At 52.6% G+C, this 22,003-nt stretch carries 23 protein-coding genes; 12 read left to right on the top strand and 11 right to left on the bottom strand.

Going from position 1 to position 22,003, the window contains the following annotated elements:
- A partial coding sequence (locus ACR0ER_RS16795) for a hypothetical protein (protein ID WP_480769928.1) occupies window positions 1–240 on the top strand: 240 nt, incomplete at its 5' end.
- Window positions 241–521: 281 nt separating this feature from the next.
- Window positions 522–1,460: a helix-turn-helix domain-containing protein gene (locus ACR0ER_RS16800; protein WP_480769929.1), complete on the top strand. Its 939-nt coding sequence runs from the start codon at window positions 522–524 to the stop codon at window positions 1,458–1,460.
- Between the two features lie 154 nt (window positions 1,461–1,614).
- On the opposite strand, the gene ACR0ER_RS16805 is transcribed toward ACR0ER_RS16800, so the two are convergent.
- From ACR0ER_RS16805 to ACR0ER_RS16820, 4 genes are all read right to left on the bottom strand, one after another.
- A complete protein-coding gene (locus tag ACR0ER_RS16805) occupies window positions 1,615–2,634 on the bottom strand; it encodes a glutathione S-transferase C-terminal domain-containing protein (protein ID WP_480769930.1) in 1,020 nt (339 codons plus the stop codon).
- Window positions 2,635–2,644: 10 nt separating this feature from the next.
- The gene (locus tag ACR0ER_RS16810; protein ID WP_480769931.1) at window positions 2,645–3,211 is read right to left on the bottom strand and encodes a hemerythrin domain-containing protein; all 567 of its coding nucleotides are present in this window, start codon (window positions 3,209–3,211) and stop codon (window positions 2,645–2,647) included.
- A gap of 372 nt (window positions 3,212–3,583) precedes the next feature.
- Window positions 3,584–4,399 (bottom strand): alpha/beta fold hydrolase, encoded by an 816-nt coding sequence (locus ACR0ER_RS16815; RefSeq protein ID WP_480769932.1) that lies wholly within the window; start codon window positions 4,397–4,399, stop codon window positions 3,584–3,586.
- 199 nt (window positions 4,400–4,598) lie between these two features.
- Entirely contained in the window at window positions 4,599–5,444 is an 846-nt protein-coding gene (locus ACR0ER_RS16820; RefSeq protein WP_480769933.1) for a LysR family transcriptional regulator, read from the bottom strand.
- Window positions 5,445–5,530: 86 nt separating this feature from the next.
- On the opposite strand from ACR0ER_RS16820, the gene ACR0ER_RS16825 reads away from it, so the two are divergent.
- The 4 genes from ACR0ER_RS16825 to ACR0ER_RS16840 all read left to right on the top strand — a co-directional run bounded on the left by ACR0ER_RS16825 (window position 5,531) and on the right by ACR0ER_RS16840 (window position 8,986).
- Window positions 5,531–5,998 (top strand): c-type cytochrome, encoded by a 468-nt coding sequence (locus tag ACR0ER_RS16825; protein ID WP_480769934.1) that lies wholly within the window; start codon window positions 5,531–5,533, stop codon window positions 5,996–5,998.
- A 13-nt stretch (window positions 5,999–6,011) separates the two neighbouring features.
- Window positions 6,012–6,914, top strand: coding sequence for a c-type cytochrome (locus ACR0ER_RS16830; protein WP_480769935.1), 903 nt, complete (start codon window positions 6,012–6,014; stop codon window positions 6,912–6,914).
- Window positions 6,915–7,085: 171 nt separating this feature from the next.
- Window positions 7,086–7,967, top strand: a complete 882-nt coding sequence (locus ACR0ER_RS16835) for a cation diffusion facilitator family transporter (protein ID WP_480769936.1) — start codon at window positions 7,086–7,088, stop codon at window positions 7,965–7,967.
- A 158-nt stretch (window positions 7,968–8,125) separates the two neighbouring features.
- Window positions 8,126–8,986: a hypothetical protein gene (locus ACR0ER_RS16840; RefSeq protein WP_480769937.1), complete on the top strand. Its 861-nt coding sequence runs from the start codon at window positions 8,126–8,128 to the stop codon at window positions 8,984–8,986.
- 75 nt (window positions 8,987–9,061) lie between these two features.
- Here the strand turns inward: ACR0ER_RS16840 and ACR0ER_RS16845 are convergent, their stop codons facing one another.
- The 3 genes from ACR0ER_RS16845 to ACR0ER_RS16855 all read right to left on the bottom strand — a co-directional run bounded on the left by ACR0ER_RS16845 (window position 9,062) and on the right by ACR0ER_RS16855 (window position 11,608).
- Entirely contained in the window at window positions 9,062–9,706 is a 645-nt protein-coding gene (locus ACR0ER_RS16845; RefSeq protein WP_480769938.1) for a response regulator, read from the bottom strand.
- Window positions 9,703–11,106: a sensor histidine kinase gene (locus ACR0ER_RS16850; RefSeq protein ID WP_480769939.1), complete on the bottom strand. Its 1,404-nt coding sequence runs from the start codon at window positions 11,104–11,106 to the stop codon at window positions 9,703–9,705. The genes ACR0ER_RS16845 and ACR0ER_RS16850 overlap by 4 nt, the downstream gene beginning before the upstream one ends.
- 103 nt (window positions 11,107–11,209) lie before the next feature.
- The gene (locus ACR0ER_RS16855) at window positions 11,210–11,608 is read right to left on the bottom strand and encodes a MerR family transcriptional regulator (RefSeq protein WP_480769940.1); all 399 of its coding nucleotides are present in this window, start codon (window positions 11,606–11,608) and stop codon (window positions 11,210–11,212) included.
- A 99-nt stretch (window positions 11,609–11,707) separates the two neighbouring features.
- Between ACR0ER_RS16855 and ACR0ER_RS16860 the strand changes: the two genes are divergently transcribed.
- Entirely contained in the window at window positions 11,708–12,031 is a 324-nt protein-coding gene (locus ACR0ER_RS16860) for a hypothetical protein (RefSeq protein WP_480769941.1), read from the top strand.
- 4 nt (window positions 12,032–12,035) lie between these two features.
- The gene (locus ACR0ER_RS16865; protein WP_480769942.1) at window positions 12,036–12,254 is read left to right on the top strand and encodes a GDCCVxC domain-containing (seleno)protein; all 219 of its coding nucleotides are present in this window, start codon (window positions 12,036–12,038) and stop codon (window positions 12,252–12,254) included.
- 693 nt (window positions 12,255–12,947) lie between these two features.
- On the opposite strand, the gene ACR0ER_RS16870 is transcribed toward ACR0ER_RS16865, so the two are convergent.
- Window positions 12,948–13,601 carry a hypothetical protein gene (locus ACR0ER_RS16870; protein WP_170567561.1) on the bottom strand — a complete coding sequence of 218 codons (654 nt, stop codon included), beginning with the start codon at window positions 13,599–13,601 and terminating at the stop codon, window positions 12,948–12,950.
- A 121-nt stretch (window positions 13,602–13,722) separates the two neighbouring features.
- Between ACR0ER_RS16870 and ACR0ER_RS16875 the strand changes: the two genes are divergently transcribed.
- On the top strand, window positions 13,723–14,547 hold the full coding sequence (locus ACR0ER_RS16875; RefSeq protein WP_170567559.1) for a hypothetical protein: 825 nt from the start codon (window positions 13,723–13,725) through the stop codon (window positions 14,545–14,547).
- 222 nt (window positions 14,548–14,769) lie between these two features.
- Here the strand turns inward: ACR0ER_RS16875 and ACR0ER_RS16880 are convergent, their stop codons facing one another.
- Window positions 14,770–15,351, bottom strand: coding sequence for a TetR/AcrR family transcriptional regulator (locus ACR0ER_RS16880; protein WP_170517484.1), 582 nt, complete (start codon window positions 15,349–15,351; stop codon window positions 14,770–14,772).
- A gap of 124 nt (window positions 15,352–15,475) precedes the next feature.
- Here ACR0ER_RS16880 and ACR0ER_RS16885 point away from each other — a divergent pair, with 124 nt between their 5' ends.
- From ACR0ER_RS16885 to ACR0ER_RS16895, 3 genes are all read left to right on the top strand, one after another.
- A complete protein-coding gene (locus ACR0ER_RS16885; protein ID WP_170806683.1) occupies window positions 15,476–16,066 on the top strand; it encodes a YceI family protein in 591 nt (196 codons plus the stop codon).
- A gap of 65 nt (window positions 16,067–16,131) precedes the next feature.
- Entirely contained in the window at window positions 16,132–16,671 is a 540-nt protein-coding gene (locus tag ACR0ER_RS16890; protein ID WP_254451568.1) for a luciferase domain-containing protein, read from the top strand.
- A gap of 479 nt (window positions 16,672–17,150) precedes the next feature.
- Window positions 17,151–18,515, top strand: a complete 1,365-nt coding sequence (locus ACR0ER_RS16895; protein ID WP_170806685.1) for an alpha/beta fold hydrolase — start codon at window positions 17,151–17,153, stop codon at window positions 18,513–18,515.
- A gap of 350 nt (window positions 18,516–18,865) precedes the next feature.
- Here the strand turns inward: ACR0ER_RS16895 and gyrB are convergent, their stop codons facing one another.
- Window positions 18,866–21,283, bottom strand: a complete 2,418-nt coding sequence (gyrB, locus tag ACR0ER_RS16900) for a DNA topoisomerase (ATP-hydrolyzing) subunit B (RefSeq protein ID WP_475207771.1) — start codon at window positions 21,281–21,283, stop codon at window positions 18,866–18,868.
- Between the two features lie 102 nt (window positions 21,284–21,385).
- Entirely contained in the window at window positions 21,386–21,958 is a 573-nt protein-coding gene (locus tag ACR0ER_RS16905) for a TetR/AcrR family transcriptional regulator (protein ID WP_480769943.1), read from the bottom strand.
- Between the last annotated feature and the right edge of the window lie 45 nt (window positions 21,959–22,003).

Raw genomic sequence — 22,003 nt, forward strand, 5'->3', positions numbered from 1 at the left:
CGCACCGTATTTCTGACTGGGAAGGCGAGGTTGCCTTGCCCGCTAGGGATTGAAACTCGAACTGAAATGGTCGGGGATGATGCTGATTTGATAGGTTGGCAAAGCCCGCATTGGGCTCGTTGTCGCCTTTCGTTACTTTTCACATTAATGACAGGTGGCAGCCCAAAGCGGACCTTTAATATCCAACTTTGCAATTCAAGTATTGCGAGCAATGCGGGTCATAAGGGCATTGCAAGCTGAACGTTTTTGCTGAGCCCCGATATCATGATCGACTGCCTATTAGTTCTATTTTCTTGCCTCTTTTGCTCGTCGTCCACGACCTTTTCGACCACGCGGTCCCGCAAAGCATAGCATTTCAAAAAGTGACGCAAAGGGTATCGTCCAGTAGGGCATAGTCTTTCTCCATAACAAAGGTCGACGATGCTCACGCTGCCCGAGCCCGTGGCCGAAACCCACGGACCACAACCGTAGAAACCTGTAAGAAACCCGTAAGAAGCTTGGGCAAAGCGAAGACTTTTGGCATGCTGGTGCTGTTGAACCCAGCAGTTACCAATACCAAAATGAAAAATTGGACGTCTCTTTTTGCTCAGAAACTACGTTCCCATCGAATTGGCAGCGGTCGCCATGGCCGTATGACGCAAGAGGAACTGGCGATGATACTCAACGTAAGTGTTGACGCCATTAGCAAATATGAGCGGTCGCTGTCGTATATTCGTGGTGATCTTGAGTACCAACTGCAAGAAAAGCTCGGTTGGAGCTTAGAGGATGTGGTTGCTTGCCGAGCGGATTGGGAGGCCGGGCGACCACAACATTCAGGGTCTGCCTATCGTTTGTTAAACAATCAGGAAGTGCTTAACGAATTCGGTGGCTCCTCATCTGCGGTAACACAATCTGTGGCATGCATGGAGGTGGACCATGGAGATCGCTTACCCAGTGGGTTTTCAGCCGCTGATACGGTATGGCGTGACATACAAAAATCGGGCCTTTTGTCTGGACCCTATGTAATGCTTGGGTCGAAAATCGTTGGACACGTTGGCTTGATATTTCCAAAGTCTGATCCCGAAAAACGTTTCTTTGAACTGCTGTTCGATGAAGCGGAGCTTACACCGGATCATCTGAAACGTCCTTTGCTACCAGGGGACTACTTCGCATATTGCCCAGCGATTTATGTTGCGCGTGGACATGAGAATGCAACTCGCTTGCTCCTCTCAGGTTTTGTTTCAGAGCTGGAAGAGCTTCTCGAAAGAGAGATCTTTATTCGTGAGATTGGGGCAATCTCAGTGAACAGTCTTGGCAGGCAATTGTGTGAGGATCTTGGCCTCAAGTTTCTTGGAGCTCACCAGAGATACACTGGTTTCGGGGTCTGGACTTTGCATTGCTCGGATATAGCCAATTCAATTGTTGGGCGTCGAAGTGCTAAACTTCGAGATGCTTACCTAAACACACTCCCACCAAGTTGACGCTGAAAGTTTCCAGTTCCGCTTCGGGCTGAGATGCTCAACCAAACGAACTAGCGGTATTGCGAAGTGTCCGAGCGACTTGGCCTGGAAGCTCACTTTCGTCATCTTGGGCGAAAAAAGCATATGCTGCGAAGGCAATACACCTTGACGAGGCCTACAGTGTTGCGAGGTCAGGGTGGCGATAGGCCTCTGGGTACGACATTGGCTTGAAAGGCCCATTGGGCACAACGCTATTCCAACTGCGTCCGAAATAACCCTGGCGGCAGTGTACAAGAGAACCTGCCTCGGCAATTCCGGGCAACGCGTATACACGGCACAGCCACCGCCACAAGTATGGGTAATCTAGAATTCTCGCACCATTAAGCTTCATTCTCACATAGTAGACGGGATCGTGGCGATAGAGAGTTGGAAACAGGCGAAGATCTACTTCTGAAAAGTGTTTGCCTGTCAAATAGGGCCTACCATCTGAGAGATGCTCCTCCAAATATTCGAGTGTCTCAAAATAGGCGTCAAAGGCTGTTTCATAGATCCTTTGATCAGACGAAAACCCGGCCTTGTAGGCACCATTGTTAATCGCAGTATAAATCCGTTCGTTCAGGTCGTGAATTTCGTGACGCGGCACTTCGTCTGGGTAAAGCCTAAGGCGTTCAGCTGCCGGGATTGTGCTGCCAAGTGAATCCGCTGCAGCGTCCAGCATTCGGACAATTTCAGCGCTTTCGTTGTTAACAATGCGCCCTTGTATCTTGTCATACAGGATTGGAAGGGATTGCTCTTCAGAGCCTTCGGCACGATAGATCTCTTTGGCAAGGCGAAATCCTTTGCCGGTGCCGGTCTCGCTCGTGCATTCTGGCAAAGTCTCACCTGTGAGAGATGCAATCCGATCAGGTGCAAACTCCCATAGGTTTGGCGCCTCCGGATCGTCGTCACCGGTGCGGTTTGGAAATGCAACGTCCATCGTGATGCTGTTTTGAAGGCCCAACACATTTCGCGCCAGCGTCACTCTGTGACACCACGGGCAATTCAGTGCTACGAACAGGTGATAGCGATCAGGTTCTGCCGGAAACACTGGATCGCCAATGGCGTGGCGAAAGCCGCTAACGCCGCGCACGAATTCACCCCGTGCGCGGCGCTTGTTGATGTCAGTCTGGTCTTCTTCGGTAGATGTGTCATGCATGGCTTCAGCATCATCCTCTGAGCCGGTGATGCAAGATGATTGGCACGGCCAATTCTTCTTCATCGCTGAGATGCCGCTTAAGGAACGCTTCAATCGTATCGCTCGTCGCATGAAGCTGTCCGGCTTCGTCGTAAGCTTGCGCCTCATCAAGTGCGGATAGCTTGATCACACGGTTCGCCGTGCGGGTGAAGTCACTCAGCACCTTATCCAGATCGAAGTGATCCTGTTCCAGCAACTCAAGCCCCGCATCAAAACGAGAGTCCGCAGCAGATAGTTCAGGGAAATAGCTGCGATCTTCCCAGCCGTGATGGCCATGCAGGTTCCCAACCAGGTTGCCGCCATAGTAGGATAGCCGCCCCACGTAGTCGTCCAACCCCATCTCGTTGCTCAAAACCCCTTCTGTATCCAAGCGAATACGTTCTGCAACACGGCGAAACATCTCGTGCGCGCCGAGCCAATGCTTGGTTTTTTCTTTGAAACCTGGATGGGCTTCCCAACTGTCGCGGGGGTATTGGTCCAAGAGAAACCGCATTTCTTGAGGCATGTCGTCTTGGCGAATGGTATATGTATCGAGCATCGGTTGTCTCCTTTCAGGCAAAAGATGGGAGGTCGGGCAACTGCTCGCCACTAGCGAGAACGCACAGTCACTATGCGTCAGCGAACCCCTGCAAAGTCGGTCCAACACAAACCAGCGATCTTGCGCTTCTAGGATTCGATGCCTTGGTGGATGAAACCATGCAGGTCTCCACGGCTAAAGGTGCGGGCGAAGACGTAAACTTCGGAAGCGAGACTCGCCTGATGTACCAATAGACGACTGCACGACTTGGAAATCAGGTTTTCATCTGGGCTTGAGGCGTAAAACTCCGACCCGCCTTTGCTATGCATAGCCAACCCAATATCGCTTGCGGTAGCTCGCGTGCCGATCTTGGCAGCCAATTGCTCATCAGCTTTAGTTTTTTTGGCGGTTCGCTCTTCGGATTGTGCGTTCGATTAATTCCGTCACCTGGCCGGGCGTTTCAATGGAAGACGAGTGGCCCGCTCTGCGAAACACCACCAGTTCAGAACTCTTGATTTCTCGATGGATGCGCTCGGACCTTTCGGGAACCGTCGCCACATCTTCGTCCCCGACACCAATCCCGACGGGAACTTTAATGTTGGCGAGGAGGTCAATGCAGCCCGCCCGTTCGATCACGCCTTTGACTGCACGTGTAATGCCGATCCGATCATTTCCCGTAATAGCCTTGGACCATCTGGTTTTTTCCTCAGTGCGTTCAGTGTCCTCGAGAAACGTGCGGCCAAACACAATTGGCATCGCCTGTCCAATGACAGCCCATAGTCCAATCCATCGTGCCACAAAGTTCAGCATTCTGTAGCGCGGAGCGTTTTGGGAATCTTCAGGATCGGCGCTTGTTTCAAGCAGGGTCAGTGTTTTGACCAGGCTCGGCTCCCGCGCGGCCAATCTCATCCCGACAAATCCGCCCATGCTTAGTCCAACAAAATGGCAAGGCTTTGCATCCAGATGCTTGATCAGTTCAGCTGCGTCCGAAGTGAGTGTGTCAATGTCATAACCTGCATCCTTAACGCCACTCCTGCCTTGCCCTCGATGATCGAAAGTAATGCACCGATAGCGATCTCGTAGTTGAGAAACCTGCGCTTCAAACATCGCGCCACTGAACAAAAGGCCATGAGAAAAGACGACCGTCTCTCCTTTGCCACCCGTATCATCGTAGTGGATCTGTGCACCGTTTAGGCAAACCGTCGGCATTGAATTCTCTTTGCGTAGGAATGACGAAAACAACAGAAATCTCGAAAGTTCACTAGGGCGTTCCTAATTTGGTTCGCAAAACCTTTTCCCAAGCCCAATCCAATGGACTGTTTGCAGCCAAAAGCGGGCATTTCCGACTGGTCTTTGCAAATTTGGAAAGTCAAAATTGCAATATATCGAAAATCTGTTTTGCATCAAATCACTTAGCTAGCGCTTCTGATATGCGTTCAACTAACGCCTTCTGAACAACGGCAAACCTTGGGGTTTGCGCAATTTCCTCTAACGTCGCAACCCACAGGGGAACCTCAATCTTAGGACATAAGACCTGCGACCTTTTAAGGCGGGTATCCACGTCGCCAAAAAATGACGGCAGAAAAGTTTTACCAGCTCCCGAGGCCGCCATCTGCTGTAGCACCAGAAAACTGTCTGCTCCATTGGTCATTTCGTCGGCGCTTACATTCTGCGCCAGCCATTTGGCAGGAAGTGAACGACTCAACGCCCCGTCTAGCCTCATCCACCTGCGATTGGGGCTACCATCGTCAAAGACACCGAAGGACAGCGTTCCTGCACGCTCCCCGATCAGCCCTTCCCCGAGCTTTATCGAAGGGCGCACAGCAATGTCTGCTGTCAGTCGGGAAAGATCATGGTGGCTGTTCTGGCTTAGCAGAGTCAGGTTCAAACCTGGGTAAAGGCGTGAGATTTCGTTGAGTATTCTAGGGAGAACAATCTGACAAAGACTATCGGTAGACGTAATTCGCACGTGACCCATAGGAGACCGGTTTGCCCCGACAACCGCTCGCTCCACCGACAGCACAGCGTCTTCGACGCTTTCCATTGCAGAAAAGATCGCACTAGCTTCGGGCAGAACGGAATATCCTGACGGGTTTTTTTGAAAAATCCGGCAGCCATTGCGCTCTTCGAAAGCGGCCACTCTGCGCAAGACTGTGGCATGCGTAACGCCCAGGGCCGCCGCCGCCGCGTTCACCGAACCGTATTTGCTAACGGCTAGTGCGTACCGAATATCATCCCAATTTTCGTTGTTCATAAATTAACAGGTGACGACCAATAACAAACAATTACAAGTAAATTCGTTCAAGATAGCATTCGGAGTATTGAACAAGGAGACACACCATGATGCAGAAAATTTCGATCATTGCGGCCGGTATTTTATCAGTGGCAGCAATTGGCACTGCCATCGCCCACGAAGGCGAAAACCCGGCTGTGAAAGCTCGGACCTCAATCATGCAGCTCTACGCCTTCAATCTTGGAACACTTGGCGGCATGGCCAAGGGAGAGGTAGATTATGATGCCGAGGCCGCAACACGGGCTGCAACCAACCTTGTTGTGCTAACGCAGATCGACCAATCCGCGATGTGGCCCCAGGGATCTGACAATGTGTCCGATCCGTCGACCCGAGCCCTGCCGGCAATCTGGGAAAACTTCCCTGACGTGGGCGCGAAAGGGCAGGCCATGGCAGACGCAGCTGTTGCGATGCAGGCTGCGGCTGGTCAAGATGTTGATGCCCTGAAAGCTGCAATGGGCGATCTGGGTGGAAGCTGTTCTACATGTCACAAAGCGTACAGAGCACCGAAAGACTAATTGGTAGATAGCTGTGAAGCGGATTTTCCTTTTCACCGCTTTCGTTGCACTTGTGGTTGGGTTGGCCGGTTTGGTGCTGACCCGACCACAAAGAATGGATCAGTCACAACTCGACAATCTGAACCCATATCTCGCCAGAGGTGAAATCGTTTTCCACGCCGCAGGATGCGCATCCTGTCATTCAGCGCCGGATGCGGTTGGTGAAGAAAAGCTCATGCTCTCCGGTGGTCGCCGGTTTGAGACGGAGTTTGGCACGTTCATCGCCCCCAACATTTCCAGTCACCCAGAAGTCGGTATTGGGTCCTGGTCTGCCCTGGATCTGGCCAATGCCTTGATCCATGGGACCGGAGCCGAAGGGCAGCACTATTTTCCAGCGTTTCCCTACACATCTTACGCCAACATGTCAGCGGATGACATCGTTTCGCTTCACGCGTTCCTCGGCACTCTGCCACCAGCCACAACTGCAAGCGTTCCGCATGAGGTTCACTTTCCCTTCAACATTCGACGCGGACTGGGGGGATGGAAGCTTTTGTTCATGTCGCCAGGCTGGGTAGTCGAAGGTGATCTGACCAACCAACAAAGGCAAGGCCGGTATCTAGTGGAGGCGTTGGGTCACTGCGCCGAATGCCATACGCCGCGAAATGGCTTAGGTGGTCTGAAACGAGACCTTTGGCTGACAGGTGCACCAAATCCAAACGGGAAAGGTCGCATCCCGGGCCTCACCTCAGACCAGCTTGATTGGTCCGAGGCTGACATCGCCGAATACCTGAAATCCGGCTTCACGCCGGACTATGACAGCGCAGGTGGTGAGATGGTGGACGTCATTGAGAACACATCGCGCCTCACGGATGAGGACCGTTTGGCGATTGCCGCCTATCTCAAAGCTGTTCCTGTTTCGTCGACGGGGCTTCCATAAGAGTAACAGTCGTTCGGCGCCATGCTGCGGGGACCAGATGCTGTTGCCGGTCGCCAGTAGGAAGCTGTGAGACCTATTCCCTTTTCACCAAACACCTGTTTTACGTTTTGAACATCGGAGCTCACCAATCACACGAGTTTCTGTTCATGATTGACTGAGGGTCGCGGCCAAATGACACAAAAAATCGCTCTTTGGTCCATTCCTATATCCATTGCGGTACTGGCCCTAAAACTGTTGGCTTGGTGGCTGACAGGCTCGGTGGCGTTGTTGTCGGACGCGATGGAATCTACCGTGAATGTCGTTGCGGCACTGCTGGCATACTTCGCAGTTCGGGTTGCCAATAAACCCCCTGATGAAAACCACCCCTTTGGTCACAAAAAAGCTGAGTACCTTTCCGCTGTCGTCGAGGGCGTACTGATTGTGCTGGCGGCGTTCTTGATCATCAGAGAAGCCCTACTGGCGCTCCCGAACCCGCATCTTGAGGATGCGCCACTTCTTGGAATCGTCGTCAATGTCATTGCAACTGGCGTGAATGGCGCATGGGCCTACCTATTGCTCAAAATCGGCAGGCGCGAGGGTTCGCCTGCATTGGAGGCAAGCTCCCGGCACATTTTCACAGATGTCATGACCTCAGTTGGTGTCATCGCTGGCCTGATACTTGCACTTGTCACAGGCTGGCTGATCCTTGATCCGATCCTGGCAATTCTTGTTGCACTGAACATCTTGTGGGAGGGTTGGAAAGTTATTCGGGCGTCCGTCGATGGCCTGATGGATGTGACACTTTCGGACCATGACTTGCAGACTGTTTCCAACGCAATCGAAGCAAATCTTGGCGCAGCCTTAGAATACCACGACCTCAAAGGGCGCAGATCCGCAAATGTCATCTTCGTGGAGTTTCACCTTGTTGTGGACGGCACCATGCCAGTCAGTGCAGCGCACGATATATGCAATGACATCGAGGAAGAATTGGATCGTTTGTATCCGGGTTCGGTCTTTGTCATTCACCTCGAACCTGATGACGAGTTGAAGGGTGACGGGGTTAATTCCCACTGAACTGGTCAGATGGCTCAGCAAAACTCTCTTGGATTGACTGATCAGACTAAGACGTTCGGCTTGAAATTCGTCAGACCTAAGCCCGATGTGGGAAAGCCGAACCAGAAGTAACCTGTCTTCAATGTCACGAAGCGTGATGATCAGAATTGGAGGCGAAAATGAAAATTCAAAGAAAGCTGGGTCAACTTCTTAGTACAGCGGCGTTGGCTTCGTTGATTGCGGCGACGCCTTATGTGCCGGCGTTTGATGCCGATGGTCGCCTACATTTTGAACCGTCATATGCCTTTGCCAAGAGCGGTAAGGGGAAAGACGGGGATGGTCGCGACGATGATCGGGATGATGATCGTGACGACGACAGAGATGATGACCGCGACGACAACTCGGGGTCGGGTAATAGCGGCCGTGGTGGTGACCGGGACGATGATCGTGATGACGATAGAGACGATGATCGCGACGACGACAGAGATGATGATCGTGACGACAATTCGGGATCAGGCAAAGGCGGTCGCGACGACGATGATGACGATGACGATGACGATGATGATGACTCCAAACGCTCCAATAGAGGCAGCGGAAAGAAGGATCGGTCTCAAACAGGGGGCAAACCGTCGGGTTCGGCTGGGATAACGAAGGTCGAAACAAACGCTAACGGTATTGAAGTGCGGTACGCCGACGGAACCAAGGAGGAGATCGAAAACGGGCGGTATGAGAGAAAGAATACTCAGAACCGAACTGTTGAGGAACGCCCCGCGACCGGCGCTGACGTCTCAAGGCTTCGGTCTTTGGCGAATGGTATCTCAATCGACAACGTGCGCTCTTCTGGGCAAGGCGGCACTACTGGAAGTCGACCCACGAAAGTCGAACGCCAGGGCAATAATATCGAAGTGGACTATGCCAATGGTTGGAAAGAGGAGATCGAGTTTGGGCGCTACGAGTTGAAAGATCCGTACAACCGGACTGTTGTTGAAAGAAACGCAACGGCCTCTGATCGCCGGAGGTTACAGTCGGTTGCCAACTGAACAGCAACACCAGTCGATAATCCGTTGGTGGCTTCTCATAGAGAGGGGCCGCCATCGTCGTTAAAGAGACCGCTGTTAATCTCCCTTGTTCCAAACATCATGTGCAATAAGCGCGGCCTCTACCCGATTTCGCGCATGAAGCTTGGACAGGATTGCCGTCATGTAGTGCTTCACGGTCTTTTCCTGAAGGTCTAACTCATCAGCGATTTCACGATTACTCAGTCCTTTGGCCACACGTCTCAGAATTTCTTCCTCACGATGCGTAAGGTCATCGAGAATGCTGCTAACAGACATGCCGGCGTCAGCGTTGATTTGAAGCAATACCCGCGAGGCCAAGCCTGGAGAAACGAACCCTTCACCTGCGGCGATGCTGCGCAAGGAAGCGGTTAGTTCGCTCGCGGTTACTCCCTTCACAATGTACCCAATCGCGCCCGCCTCCAAAGCGTCCGCGACATCGCTGCTGTTTTCTGAGACCGTCAAGATTGCAATGCTGGGTGGATTTTCCATTGCCGCAATTTTACGTGTCGCGCTTACCCCGCCACCGGGCATAGAAAGGTCAAGAATAGCTATGTCCGGCTGATGCGTGCCGACCAGCGATACTGCCTCGTCAGCGTTGGCCCCAGCGGCCAAAACTTCAAAACCATCAGCTTCATCCAACGTTCGTTGCAAACCATCCCTGAATATCGGGTGATCATCAGCTATTACGACAGATGTAGTCATGATGTGCCTAACTTTCTGGGAAATAGTGTCATAGCAATGGTGGTGCCTTCGCCCGGTCTCGATGCGACTTCGAACCGGCCACCAATACTCTCGACGCGATCTCGCAAGCCCATTAACCCCTGGCCACCATCGTCTCGCAACGCGGTTTCTTCTGACTTGTCAAATCCAGGTCCGTCGTCTGTGACCTTCACAACTATGCAGTCGCTCTGCGCCTCAGAGATAACAGTGCACTTGGAAGCTGGAGCATATCTCGCGGCATTGGAAAGCGTTTCCTGGAGAAACCGAAAAACGCACAGCTTGTCGGACAATGACAACTCTGTGGCCTGGCTACCTTGGAATGAAATATCCGGTCGCAACGGGCTGTGTTCGGCGTGGTCCTCTACGGCTCTCTTCACAACATCAACGAGCGACAGGCTGTCGATGTCCGGGGCGGACAGCCCTCGCGATATTGCACGAATTTCAGTCAGAGATTTTTGCAAAGACTGCTGAATTTCTTCTGCCTCTTTAGGCCTTTCGGGCCCTTCGGAAAACGCCGCCTCCAGTCTGAGAGCGGCGAGTGACAGGTATTGCGCAGGGCCATCATGTAGCTCAGCTCCAAGGTTCTTGAGGAACCGATCTGTTTGCGTGGCATATCGTTCTGACGCCTCAACCACACGCGACCGCAGCAGGGCATTCTGCTCGGCCATCCTCTCACTTTCTGTCAGGCGTTGATTAAGAAGAGACCCTTGTCGTCGAATAGTTTTGTCGCCAATTGCGACGATGGAATACAAAACGATAGTACTTACCAGGAATGCGGAACCGACGACCAACCAACTTGTTCGCCTGGCCTTGGCTAAGTCTAACTGCAACTGATCAGCTCTTTCGTAGAACTCCGCAACTGCGATGATTTCGCCGGACCAGAGTTCGCGGATGGGGCTGTAAACTTCAAGCAGTGGTATCCCCAATTCCGCCTCGGCGGCGCTCTCGGCGTGATCAAGCTCTTCGAAAGAGCCAGAGATATCACCTCTCCATGCCCGCCTTAAGTCATCCGTTGGGTTGAAACGGTTTCCTATGATGTCGGTATCCGAGGCATGCGCAATCACACCGCCTTGCTTCCAGAATTTGTAGGAGACAATGCGGTCTCGCATTGGCTGGGTCATGAAAATCTCATCCAGCGCCAGGCTCGCCTGCTCAGAAAGATGGTCGCCATGTGCCAATTCCTGGCTGAGCGGGGATACTACGCTTTCCATATATAGCGCCGCAGAGTTGGCGGAGTTTTGCACGACTGCGTTCTGGATTCGATTTGAAACCCAGACCCCGACGATTGTGGTAGCAGTACCCATCACGAAAATGCTGGCCGCAAGAAAGACTCGCGACAACGACCAATTACCAATCGTCAGGTCAGTTACTTTCACTCTCATCGTAAAATCGACTATGAACTACAAACTGTTACCGCACCACAGACCTTGGTCTGACGTGATCTGGCTAAATTTCAGATCCTGAGCTGCCGCCCGGCGGCCAGAGTCAGATATCATCCATCGTTCTCAGTCTTTGCAGCATCGGGCATTGAACGTTTCCGCTATCACAATTGGCCGTAAGCTCACGCAAGGCGCGCTCCAGACGTCTGAGCTCATCGATCTTGCTTCGAACGCTGGCAATGTGTGCCACGGCCAGTTCTTTCACTGACCGGCAGTCTTCGGTATTTCCTTCTGACAGCTCCAAAAGCGCCTTTGCCTCAGATAGAGGAAACTCCAGGTCGCGGCATTTCTTCAAAAACCGAAGTCTACCCACATCGTCTACTGAATAGAGGCGACGATTGTTCAGAGCTCGTGCGGGTTTTGGTACGATACCTTCGCGTTCGTAATAGCGGATAGTTTCTATTCCGACCCCGGATTGCCGGGAAGCCTCACCTATCGCAATCATGTGAAGTGTCCCCTGTTGATCCTGTAGTTGCTACAGGAGTTATACGTTCTGAATGCCGGTGCCTCAACACAATCAAATCGAGCACCTCGGGAGCGAAAGATGAAGAAAAATGTGACCCTCAGCTACCTGGGATCGGTTTCTGCTCTGGGGGTCGCGACATGCTGTGTTCTTCCAATAGCCATGATGTTGCTTGGCTTGGGGGGCAGTTGGTTGGCGATATTCGGCAAAATAGCGGCAGCAAGCTACTATGTTCTCGCCATCTCAACAGCCCTGGTCGCGGTTTCGTGGTTAGTAGCGCATCGAATCGGGACGTTAGCAAATTTGAAATGGTGGCTTGTCGGAAGCACGGCGATCACCGCGCTTTCATGGGTCATCGTGTCCAATGAGGCTCAAATCAACGACTATCTAATCATGCAGATGTGAGACAATGACAAAACAAACTGTGGTACTGGATAGCACTTTGACCTGCCCTCGGTGTGGGCACGTTGAAACCGAGAAAATGCCAACTGACTCGTGCCAGTGGTTTTATGAATGCAAATCATGCAGGGCAGTCTTGAAACCGTTGGAAGGTCATTGCTGTGTTTTTTGTTCCTATGCAACTGTCCCGTGTCCGCCAATTCAGCTAGGTGACTGCTGTTGCGGATAAGCAGGCCGCAACCGCAACATCCGAGAAAGGTGTTGATTGTCCGTATTGGCTCGTCCGCCAAAGTTAGCAAAGTCTGGTTTCTGCGCATCGCTGACCTTCAAGTGCGAAAAAGCATTTTGAACTTTGGACTAAAAACTGCCACTGATCTAGATTTCACGACTGACTGATGTCCGAAGGCAGCGGAGGTTGGCTGACGAGAGCGAAAACGCTGCATAATCGCGACTTATGTTAAATCCCAATCAGTCTCTGGATCAGGGGCAAAATCCGCAATCCAAATAGCTCTGAGCGTCCGTATCAGACTGCCGTCGCTTTCATTTTTGTGCCGCGAGTGAAGCCAAATAGACCACACCGCCTCGGCCGGTTTCATCGAGGAAGCTGAGCAGGTTTCACGCGACCACGAACCCGCAATTGGACAGCGCATTTCAGTGGTGTTCTTTTCGGATGGTGCAGGCAAGCACTAGGCGGCCTTAGACAGCAGCGAAGCCAGATCACTCAGCTTTACCAAGTGTCCTCGCGTCGTCTTACCTTCCATTTGCGCCCCATGGTCCCGATATTCTTGTCCAGATATCTCAAAAGGATCACCTTGGGAGTTCGATATCTGATATGCATCCCGCCCAGCTATCGCTCCATCGACAGCATAGGTTTCTCCCCTATATTGAATGATTCTCTGGTGCCGCTTTTTGACAATCTGCTTCAAAATTCGATTACCTCCAGATGTCTTCGGTCGCGGTTCGCAGTATTGAGGTTCGTGGATGGCCCAAGAGCTTCACGTGAAAAATCGAACACCAGGTAACCATCAAGAATAAGGCGAAGAATCTTCGCTTGGGGGATACCAATATTCTCTCTTAGTTCTTTGAACGTCACACGTTGCTGTTTGAGACTTGCTATTTTGCTTGCAAGTTGAGGGGCGGTCTCTTCGGCTTGTCCTTGCAATAGCAGCCAAGCATTTCGATCAATCGGCCCTTGTAACAACGCCTCAGTAACTATGACCAAGGGAATTCCGACTTCAGCAAGAAGTGAAGGATAGTCTAGGTACTCTGGCTTCCTATTTATGTGAGCACTGTGTTTGGCGTCCAAATATAACACACGCCCGTCTACAAGTTCGATTTCCAGATCTGGTGTATAGAGCTGAGGCCTGTACTGACGCCCTTCATTAGCCTCTAGCGCCGCTTCTTTGTTTGCGAATGCTCTTCCGGTTCCCATGTCGATTGTGCAAGGCTGTGGCTTAAGCGAGATCACACGAGGGTCGACCTGCATGCAACGAACCAGTGCTGCTTCCATTTGGCTTTCGAGCTGAATGACGCCTGGGAACTTGACACCAGACATTTTGCCAGCGCGTTTTTTCATTCCGCGCTTGTGAACGCGTCGGGCCGTCGGGGGTGCGTGTCGATCTATCCTCATGTGAGCCCTATACATGCATCCATTCGCATTGGCAATGGGCTCAATGCGAATAAAATGATTGCGACTGATGATGACTGAAGACGAATTTCAAGATTTGGCCAAAACCGAAAACTGGATTGCCCTCGGAGCGTGGCTGAATCGCGTTGTCCAAGACAGCCAAGCCTTTGGGTTCGCGTTTCCGGACGATGCACTCCAAAGCGTTGCCGCGATCAGAGGCACAAAGCCTGCAAGCCTTCGCAATCCGATGTCCGCTGCGAAATGGTTAGAACAAAACCGACCCGATCTTTTTGAATCAAAGCCCGACTGGCTGGCCATGATGCAAGTTATTTTGCTTTCAAGGATAGATCGGTATGACCCCAAGAAATCCAAAGAGATAGCTGATGCCGTCCTTTCAGGGGAGTTGTCTCAAGCGGATACAAAATCTATTCTTGATGAAGCTCGATTGGCGGAGAAGCCCGCGGTCGTGATTGCCAGAGGTGGTTTTGGCGGCCAGCGAAGAGCCCGAGACTTCGAAGTAAGCGCAAAAATGCTTTTCAAACAGAACACTAATGACATCTTCAATGTGGAAAATTTGACTGTTCGAGAAGGCAGAACGTTCGAGCCTCTTGCCACAGACTTAATCGTATACGAAGGCTCCGAGCCTTTTGCAGCGATTGAGATCAAAGGCCCAAGGAATAGAATTGATCCTGGCTACTTGATTGACCAACTGGCAAGAGCAGCACTTCTTTTGAGAAAGGTTCCTCAAGTACTATACGTTGTTCCTGAGCAATCTGAGTACAAACTGAATGAACTTGTGGCGATACGCGACAAACTCGAAATCGAAGGAATTAAATTTGGGACATTGCCGGAGAAAAGTCGGCTCACACCAAAAGATCTAAAGGTCCTGGGATGATGTACTCGCTAAATGTTGGGTGTTATGCCGTGCGCGAAGGTCTGCAATGCGCAGAAAGCAGACTTTGCAAACCTCGGCGGACGATCATAGCAAACGTTTGCTAAGACCATTTGGAGCAGCCGCTATTAGGAACTGGCTGGATATGCTATTGATCATGATTTGATGCTCTGGTGTAATCTCGCGTCCGTTGCTGGTCGCTTTGATTGGGAAGAAAGGCGATGGTCACTGCCCGGAATTGGTTTTCGCGATATTGTAAAGCAGATCGACATGTCGATCTAACCATTCTTCGTCCAAGGCCTCGTGACGTATGAGCTTGCGGAAATAAGGTGCCGCGACTGCTAGTTCTATAAGCTGTTCAACCGGAACATCCGCGGCAATCTCACCGCGGTCTATTGCGGCTGCAAATACTGCTTCAACACTTGCGAACCTGTCTTTCATGAATTCCGTGATCACCAGCCGTGCTTCTTCATCTGTGGACGCAGCGGCGACCACCTGAGGCGCGATTTGGCCCCATGGTGTGTCATTCAAGGCCCCCATCAATACACCGAGTAACCAGCGCAGGTCAGATCGTAGCGGGCCATCGGTTTTGGGCGGTATGTTCGGCGGTGTTGCGATGCGCCGGAATGCTGCATCACGCAGACTACGCGCATCTGGCCAGTGCCTGTAAAGTGTACTGCGCGAAATGCCTGTTGCCTTTGAAACTGCGCCATGAGTTACGTGCAGCACGCCTTCATCCATCAGTATCTTTTGCGCAGCATCAAGCGCGGCCTGCCGTGTGGCGATCAGCCTAGGATCTTCTTTCAATCGCCCCTCCTATAGAACGTCTTGTTGCGCTGTAGAACATTATGTTCTATAAGTATGGCCAGCTAAAAACTAAAGCTCAATACTCGATTCCGCGAACACGTCTTGTCAAAATGGGAGCGTATCAATGTTCAAAGTGGCAGCAACCCCGCTGGCGGTACTCTTATCGATGGGCGCGACAAACGCATTGTCCGAGAGTGGCACCTACGAGCTGGATCCTGGACATAGCCAGGTATTGTTCAGCTACGACCACATCGGTTTTTCAGAAACATTTGGAATGTTCTCAGGTTTTAGCGGTGAGATAGAGTTCAACGAAGATGATCCGTCATCATCATCTGTCTTAGTGTCTATGCCTGTAAAATCCATGATCACGGGCTGGGACGCCCGTCTGCAACACTTCATGTCCGATGACTTTTTTAGCGCGAGTGACAGTGACGTGGTCACATTCGCCTCGACCAGCATTGAAGTGACCGGAGACAATACCGCGAATATTTCTGGCGACCTGACCATGAATGGCATCACCAAACCTGTTGTTTTGGAAACAACGCTTAACAAGTCAGCTCCATACCCGTTTGGCCCAAAAGAGGGCACGCCGACCCTGGGCCTGGCAGCCACGGCGACCATCGTGCGGTCTGAATTCGGACTTGGGGCATTTGCGCCAGCGGTGAGCGACGAGATAGAGCTCTTGATCAATATCGAAGCGTTAAAGGCTGAATGATGTGTGCAAGGGCGCCGATACTGAGCTGAACGCTCATTCCTTGATTTTGGCGGATGGTCAACACGATGAATGAAATCCTGAGAGCATTGGCGGTTGCTGCAACGGCGGTGGCATTGACGTGCCCCTTGGCATCCGCACAAGAGCGTTCCTTGCCGGAGCGCACCTCACCCCGTCCTGAAACGACAAGCGGCGTACCGCATACTCAGATTGGTGTCGAAATTGATACCGACTTGGCCAAGCTATTGCTGGAGCGTGTTGCGCAACTCCCAGGGGTCACACTTGGCCCGACACGCATATCGCTTCCTGGCGCGATTGGTTTTCAGCTTGATCCCGACATGCTGCTGTCTCAACCGAACTCTATCGTGGGTGGGTTTGAGTTTGCGCATATGCATCCTGATGGCAGCTTGCACGCGTCGCTGCATCCGGCAACGGCGCGACGGGCAATTGAGGCTGGCTGGGCCGTAGCTCACCCTTGGGCCAAGCAACGTCCTGGGTGGAGCGGCTTTGTCATGATATATACACCGACCACACCAGAAGAGTTGGATGTCGTCATCGATCTGGTAGAAAGCTCGTACACCTTCATCACCGGCAACACCTTGGGCTAAGCTCGAATTGCGCGAAAGTGTGCGGGGACGCCTGTTTCCTGTCAGAGAGCAGTTTCAGCCACCTTGTTTCTCGCAGTGACTTTTTTCTTAAATTGTCGCCGTGGCGAAGCGCTCGATACCTTCAAGCCTTTCGCACCAATGGTAGCTGCCGTCCGCTTTTTAGATTTTGCAAAGCTCAGAGTCGAAGTTCCGCTTCGGGCTGCCATCGGTCACAGATGAGAAGAGCTACGGACTGACACTTTTAGAATTGATATTTCGAAGTGAACCTTAGTTAACAACGCGAAATGCGTTAATCATTCACCTTAATTCTAGGTTTCGCCAGACAATAAGACATTTTGCTCGGCTGTGTGTTTCAACGCAACTTTGGGAACTTGCAGGCTTAGCAAAATACCCAGGCACAAGTTTTGGTCACAAAAATCAATTCGTCTGTTAATTTTGGTTCAGAGGAATTGGTTTAGCTAAAAGGATCACATCGACTGATGAAGCGGAAAATTGCTGCGATCCTAAGCCTCGATGTCGTCGATTATACCAAGCGCATGTCAGAGGATGCTGAGACCACGCTGAACACTCTACAACGCATTTTGGACGATGTGATCAGACCGTTGGTCCATGAAAACAAAGGACGAATATTCAAGCTGATGGGAGATGGTGCTTTGGTTGAGTTTGTTGCAGCCACAGACGCAATTAATGCTGCCAGCCAGATTTTCAATCAGATGAGAGATGAAGACGTAACACTTCGAGGAGGTCTCCACGTTGGCGACGTAATGCCAAATGGCACAGACTTGTTCGGAGAGGCCGTGAATGTTGCGTCGCGCCTTCAGTCCAGCGCGCATATTGGAAGTTGTCTCGTCAGCAAGACAGCTGCTGAAGTTGCGGGAACTTCGCTGGCGGTTGCTTTGCGACCAGAAAGCTCGATACGGTTGAAGGGAATTCCAAATCCAGTTGAAGCCTACTCTATTGATTTAGATGGTGACAAAAGACGCGCAAAGAACAAGCTGCTGGCTAGCTCTCAAGACGTCCGCTTTGCAAAATCAAAAGACGGTACAACGCTTGCCTGGACATCCACTGGAAGTGGTAGAAAGTTACTGGTCACACCAAACTGGCTTAGGCATCTGGAATACGATTGGACGATGAACACCATCGCCGGGTGGTTGCCGCTGCTTTCTGAAAATCACTGCCTTTATCGGTTTGATGGTAGAAACAATGGCTTGTCCCAGAGGGGCGTGCAGGATGTGTCTTTGAATCGGATCGTCGAAGATGTTGAGGCCGTACTGGACGCAGCCGGGATCGAAAAAGTTCCACTGTTTGGCATTTCTTTTGGGGCAACCATTGCCGCGGCTTTTGCCGCAAATAATCCTGACCGTGTTTCGGGGTTGGTTCTACTCGGTGGATTTGCACAAGGACTCGCGGTGCGTTCACAGCCCGGAATTGCCGCGCTTGGGCAAGCAATGATGGATATGAGTCTTGAAGGCTGGAACGATGAATACCCTTCTGCAAGAGACTTGATGGCGCAATCATTTGCTCCAACCGCAAGTCCGCATGACCAGCGCACTTATGCAGAATTTATGAAAGTGGCAATGGACCATCAGGATTGGCTCAAGATTGGACCACTGGTCGCAGGGGTCGACGTAACCGATCTACTTCTGCGGATCACCTGTCCGGCTCTGGTTATGCACGCTAATCGAGACAGGATGCACAGTGTTGAACAAGGTAGGATTTTCGCCTCCGGCATCCAGAAGGCGCGCTTTATTGGCCTTGAGACAGCAAACAATACGATGCCAGAGTATGATCCTGCCTGGCCTAAAGCCCTAGTGGAAATAGAGCGTTTTTTGAATTCAATTTGAGCAGTGTACGTTGTTCATCGCCAAAACTTTATTGTTCGAAGGTAAGAGGATGCCGTGCGCCCTTCGATTTTCGATACTGGAATTTAAAAACTCTAGGCTTCTCGTCATCGACCGCTTTGTCCTGATCTCGGAAATTGCAAAGTCTTGTTGCGAATGTCCGGTTTGGGCTGGAAGCGGCCATCCGAAAACCTTCCCCGGCAATACGGCGATGGCGCTAAACAAGCAAAGAATGAGACCCGAAGATATAGAACCTCGAACTAAGAAAGTTGAAGATTAATGCGCCCAGAGGTTTGGGCCAAAAATGCAAATCTTTGGGCGAAATGCAAAGCTAAGGGCGCACCTACACAAACTCAAAAATCAAGATTCTCTACACTAAGCGCGTTTTGTTGGATGAACTCGCGACGGGGTTCCACCACGTCTCCCATAAGTTTGGTGAACAGATCGTCAGCTTCGACCATATCATCCACGCGGACCTGCAGCAGTGTACGGGCATCCGGGTCTAGGGTGGTTTCCCACAATTGATCCGGGTTCATCTCGCCTAGGCCTTTGTAGCGTTGCAGGGACAGACCCTTTTCACCCTCTTCCAGAATGGCGCGCAGCAGGTCCAGCGGGCCGTGGATCGCCTGCATGCGGTCACGGCGGACCAGCGTAGCCGGAGTGTTGTAGACCTCTTGCAGGCTTTGGGTGAAGCTGCCGGTTTTGCGGGCCTCGCCGGAGCGCAACATCGGGCCGTCCAGCGTGCGCACCTCTTCAACGCCGCGCAGGATGCGGGCCAGACGGATACCATGGTCTTGTGTGATCCGGCCCTGCCAGCCGCGTTCGTATTCCAATGCGATCAGGTCCAGACGGGCGGCGACCTTGTCGGCCACGCCTTGCAGGTCAGCATCGACCGCACCGGGCACGAAAGCCCCCGCGACAGCGGCCTGTTCCAGAATGTGCCGCGGGTAATGGGTCGGGAAGGCATCCAGAACGCGTTTCAGCTGGCGCGCTTCGTCCACCACTCGGGTCAGGTCCTGACCGATGATCTCTTCGCCCGAGCCGAGTTTCAGCACAGCCCCTTCGACGCCCTGATTGATCAGATAGTCATCCAGCGCCGCCTGGTCCTTCAGGTAAACCTCTGATTTACCACGCGAAACCTTATAAAGCGGTGGTTGGGCGATATAGAGATAACCGCCCTCGATCAGCTCCGGCATCTGCCGATAGAAGAAGGTCAGAAGCAGCGTCCGGATATGCGCGCCGTCCACGTCCGCATCGGTCATAATGACGATCTTATGGTAGCGCAGCTTTTCGATGTTGAACTCATCGCGACCAATGCCGGTACCCAGCGCCATCACCAGATTGCCGATTTCCTGAGACGACAACATCCGGTCGAACCGCGCCCGTTCCACGTTCAGAATCTTACCGCGCAGCGGCAGAACGGCTTGCGTCAGCCGGTCCCGACCGGTTTGCGCCGAACCACCCGCCGAGTCACCCTCGACGAGGAAAACTTCGGTCTTGGACGGGTCCTTCTCGGAACAGTCTTTCAGCTTACCGGCCAGATAATTCACATCCATCGCCGTCTTACGGCGGGTCAGTTCACGGGCCTTGCGGGCGGCCTCACGGGCCAGCGCGGCCTCGATGATCTTGCCAACGATCCCCTTGGCCTCGTTCGGGTTTTCCTCGAACCATTCGGCCAGCTTTTCGTTCATCAGACCTTCCACCGCCGGGCGGACTTCGGACGAGACCAGCTTGTCCTTGGTCTGGGACGAGAACTTAGGATCAGGCACTTTGACCGACAGCACACAGGTCAGACCTTCGCGCGCGTCATCGCCGGTGAAGCTGACCTTTTCCTTCTTCGCGATCCCGCTGGACTGCGCATAGTTGTTGATCGTCCGGGTCAGAGCCCCCCGGAAACCGGCCACATGGGTCCCGCCATCCCGCTGAGGGATGTTGTTGGTGAAGGGCAAAACCGTCTCGTGGTAGCTGTCATTCCACCACATGGCGATTTCAACGCCGATATCGTCGCGCTCGCCCTTGATATAGATCGGCTCCGGCATCGCCGGGGTCTTGGAGCGGTCGAGGTATTTGACGAATTCTTTCACGCCGCCTTCATAGAACAGCTCAGTCTCAAGCCGTTCCGCAGGGCGTTCGTCGATCAGGATGATCCGTACGCCCGAATTCAGGAAAGCCAGCTCGCGCAGGCGTTTTTCCAGCGTCTCAAACGAGTATTCCAAGTTCGAGAACGTATCGGTCGAGGCCAGAAAGCGTACTTCGGTCCCGGTACGGTCGCCGCATTCCTGGACCACCTTCAGGTGTTCCGCTGTCTCACCGCCCTCAAAGCGCGCAACGTGTTCTTTGCCGTTACGCCAGACGCGCAGTTCCAGCCAATCCGACAGCGCGTTCACCACGGAAACACCCACACCGTGCAGACCGCCAGACACCTTGTAAGAGTTGCTGTCAAACTTACCGCCCGCGTGCAGCTGGGTCATGATGACCTCTGCGGCCGAGACACCCTCTTCCGGGTGAATATCTACCGGAATTCCGCGCCCGTTATCGCTGACAGAAACACTGGAATCGGCGTGAATTTTCACGGTCACATGGTCGGCATGACCGGCCAGAGCCTCGTCAATTCCGTTGTCAACAACCTCGTACACCATATGGTGCAGACCCGAGCCATCGTCCGTGTCACCGATATACATACCGGGACGTTTGCGAACGGCCTCCAAGCCTTTGAGAACTTTGATGGAATCAGCGCCGTATTCCTGTGGTGCCTGTGCGTCTTCGGACATGCCGTTAGTACCTATATTATTTTGGTAACTTATACGTTTTCTGGTGGGGATTGTCACGCGGTCCCCCAACATTTTGTGGTTCTGATCCGGTTTATTTACCGGTCAAAGCCGATCGAGGTCCGTCGCGATATCTTCGGCAATTTCCACCGCGTTCACATCGTCGCGTTCAGCCGACAACCGTAGCCCCAGAAGGTCGGATTGGTACCGCGCGGCAAGGCGGTCCGGGTCGTGGTCGGGGGCGATTTCTCCGACCTCTTGCGCGCGACGAAACAGCTCTGCGAAACAGGTTTTCATTTCAACCATATGAGTACGGGCCTGACCGGCTAGATCGTGATCCTTGGCCTGCAGTTCAGCATAAGTTTTAGCCAACATGCAGGCTCTGGTCGGCAGTCCCGACGCTTCGACCACACGACGCGGCTGCGCCTTGAGCGCGCCAAGCGGGCCCAACTCCTTAGCCAGTGCCATCATGTTGGCAACCCCGTCCTGCGCATACCGTTCCAGCGCCAAGGTATAAAGCGCATCTTTCGACCCGAACGCCGCGTAGAAACTACCCGGCTTCAGTTTCAACTCACGCTCCAAATCCTTCAGTGACGTCCCCGCCCAGCCGTGACGCCAGAAAATGTCTCGGGCCTGCGCGATCAGCGTGTCGCGGTCATAGGAAGGTTTGCGGGGCATTTTTCACCAGTTCTTGAACGTTCGCTCAAATATATACTTGAGCGA

This window comes from Ruegeria sp. CH8 (assembly GCF_056536985.1).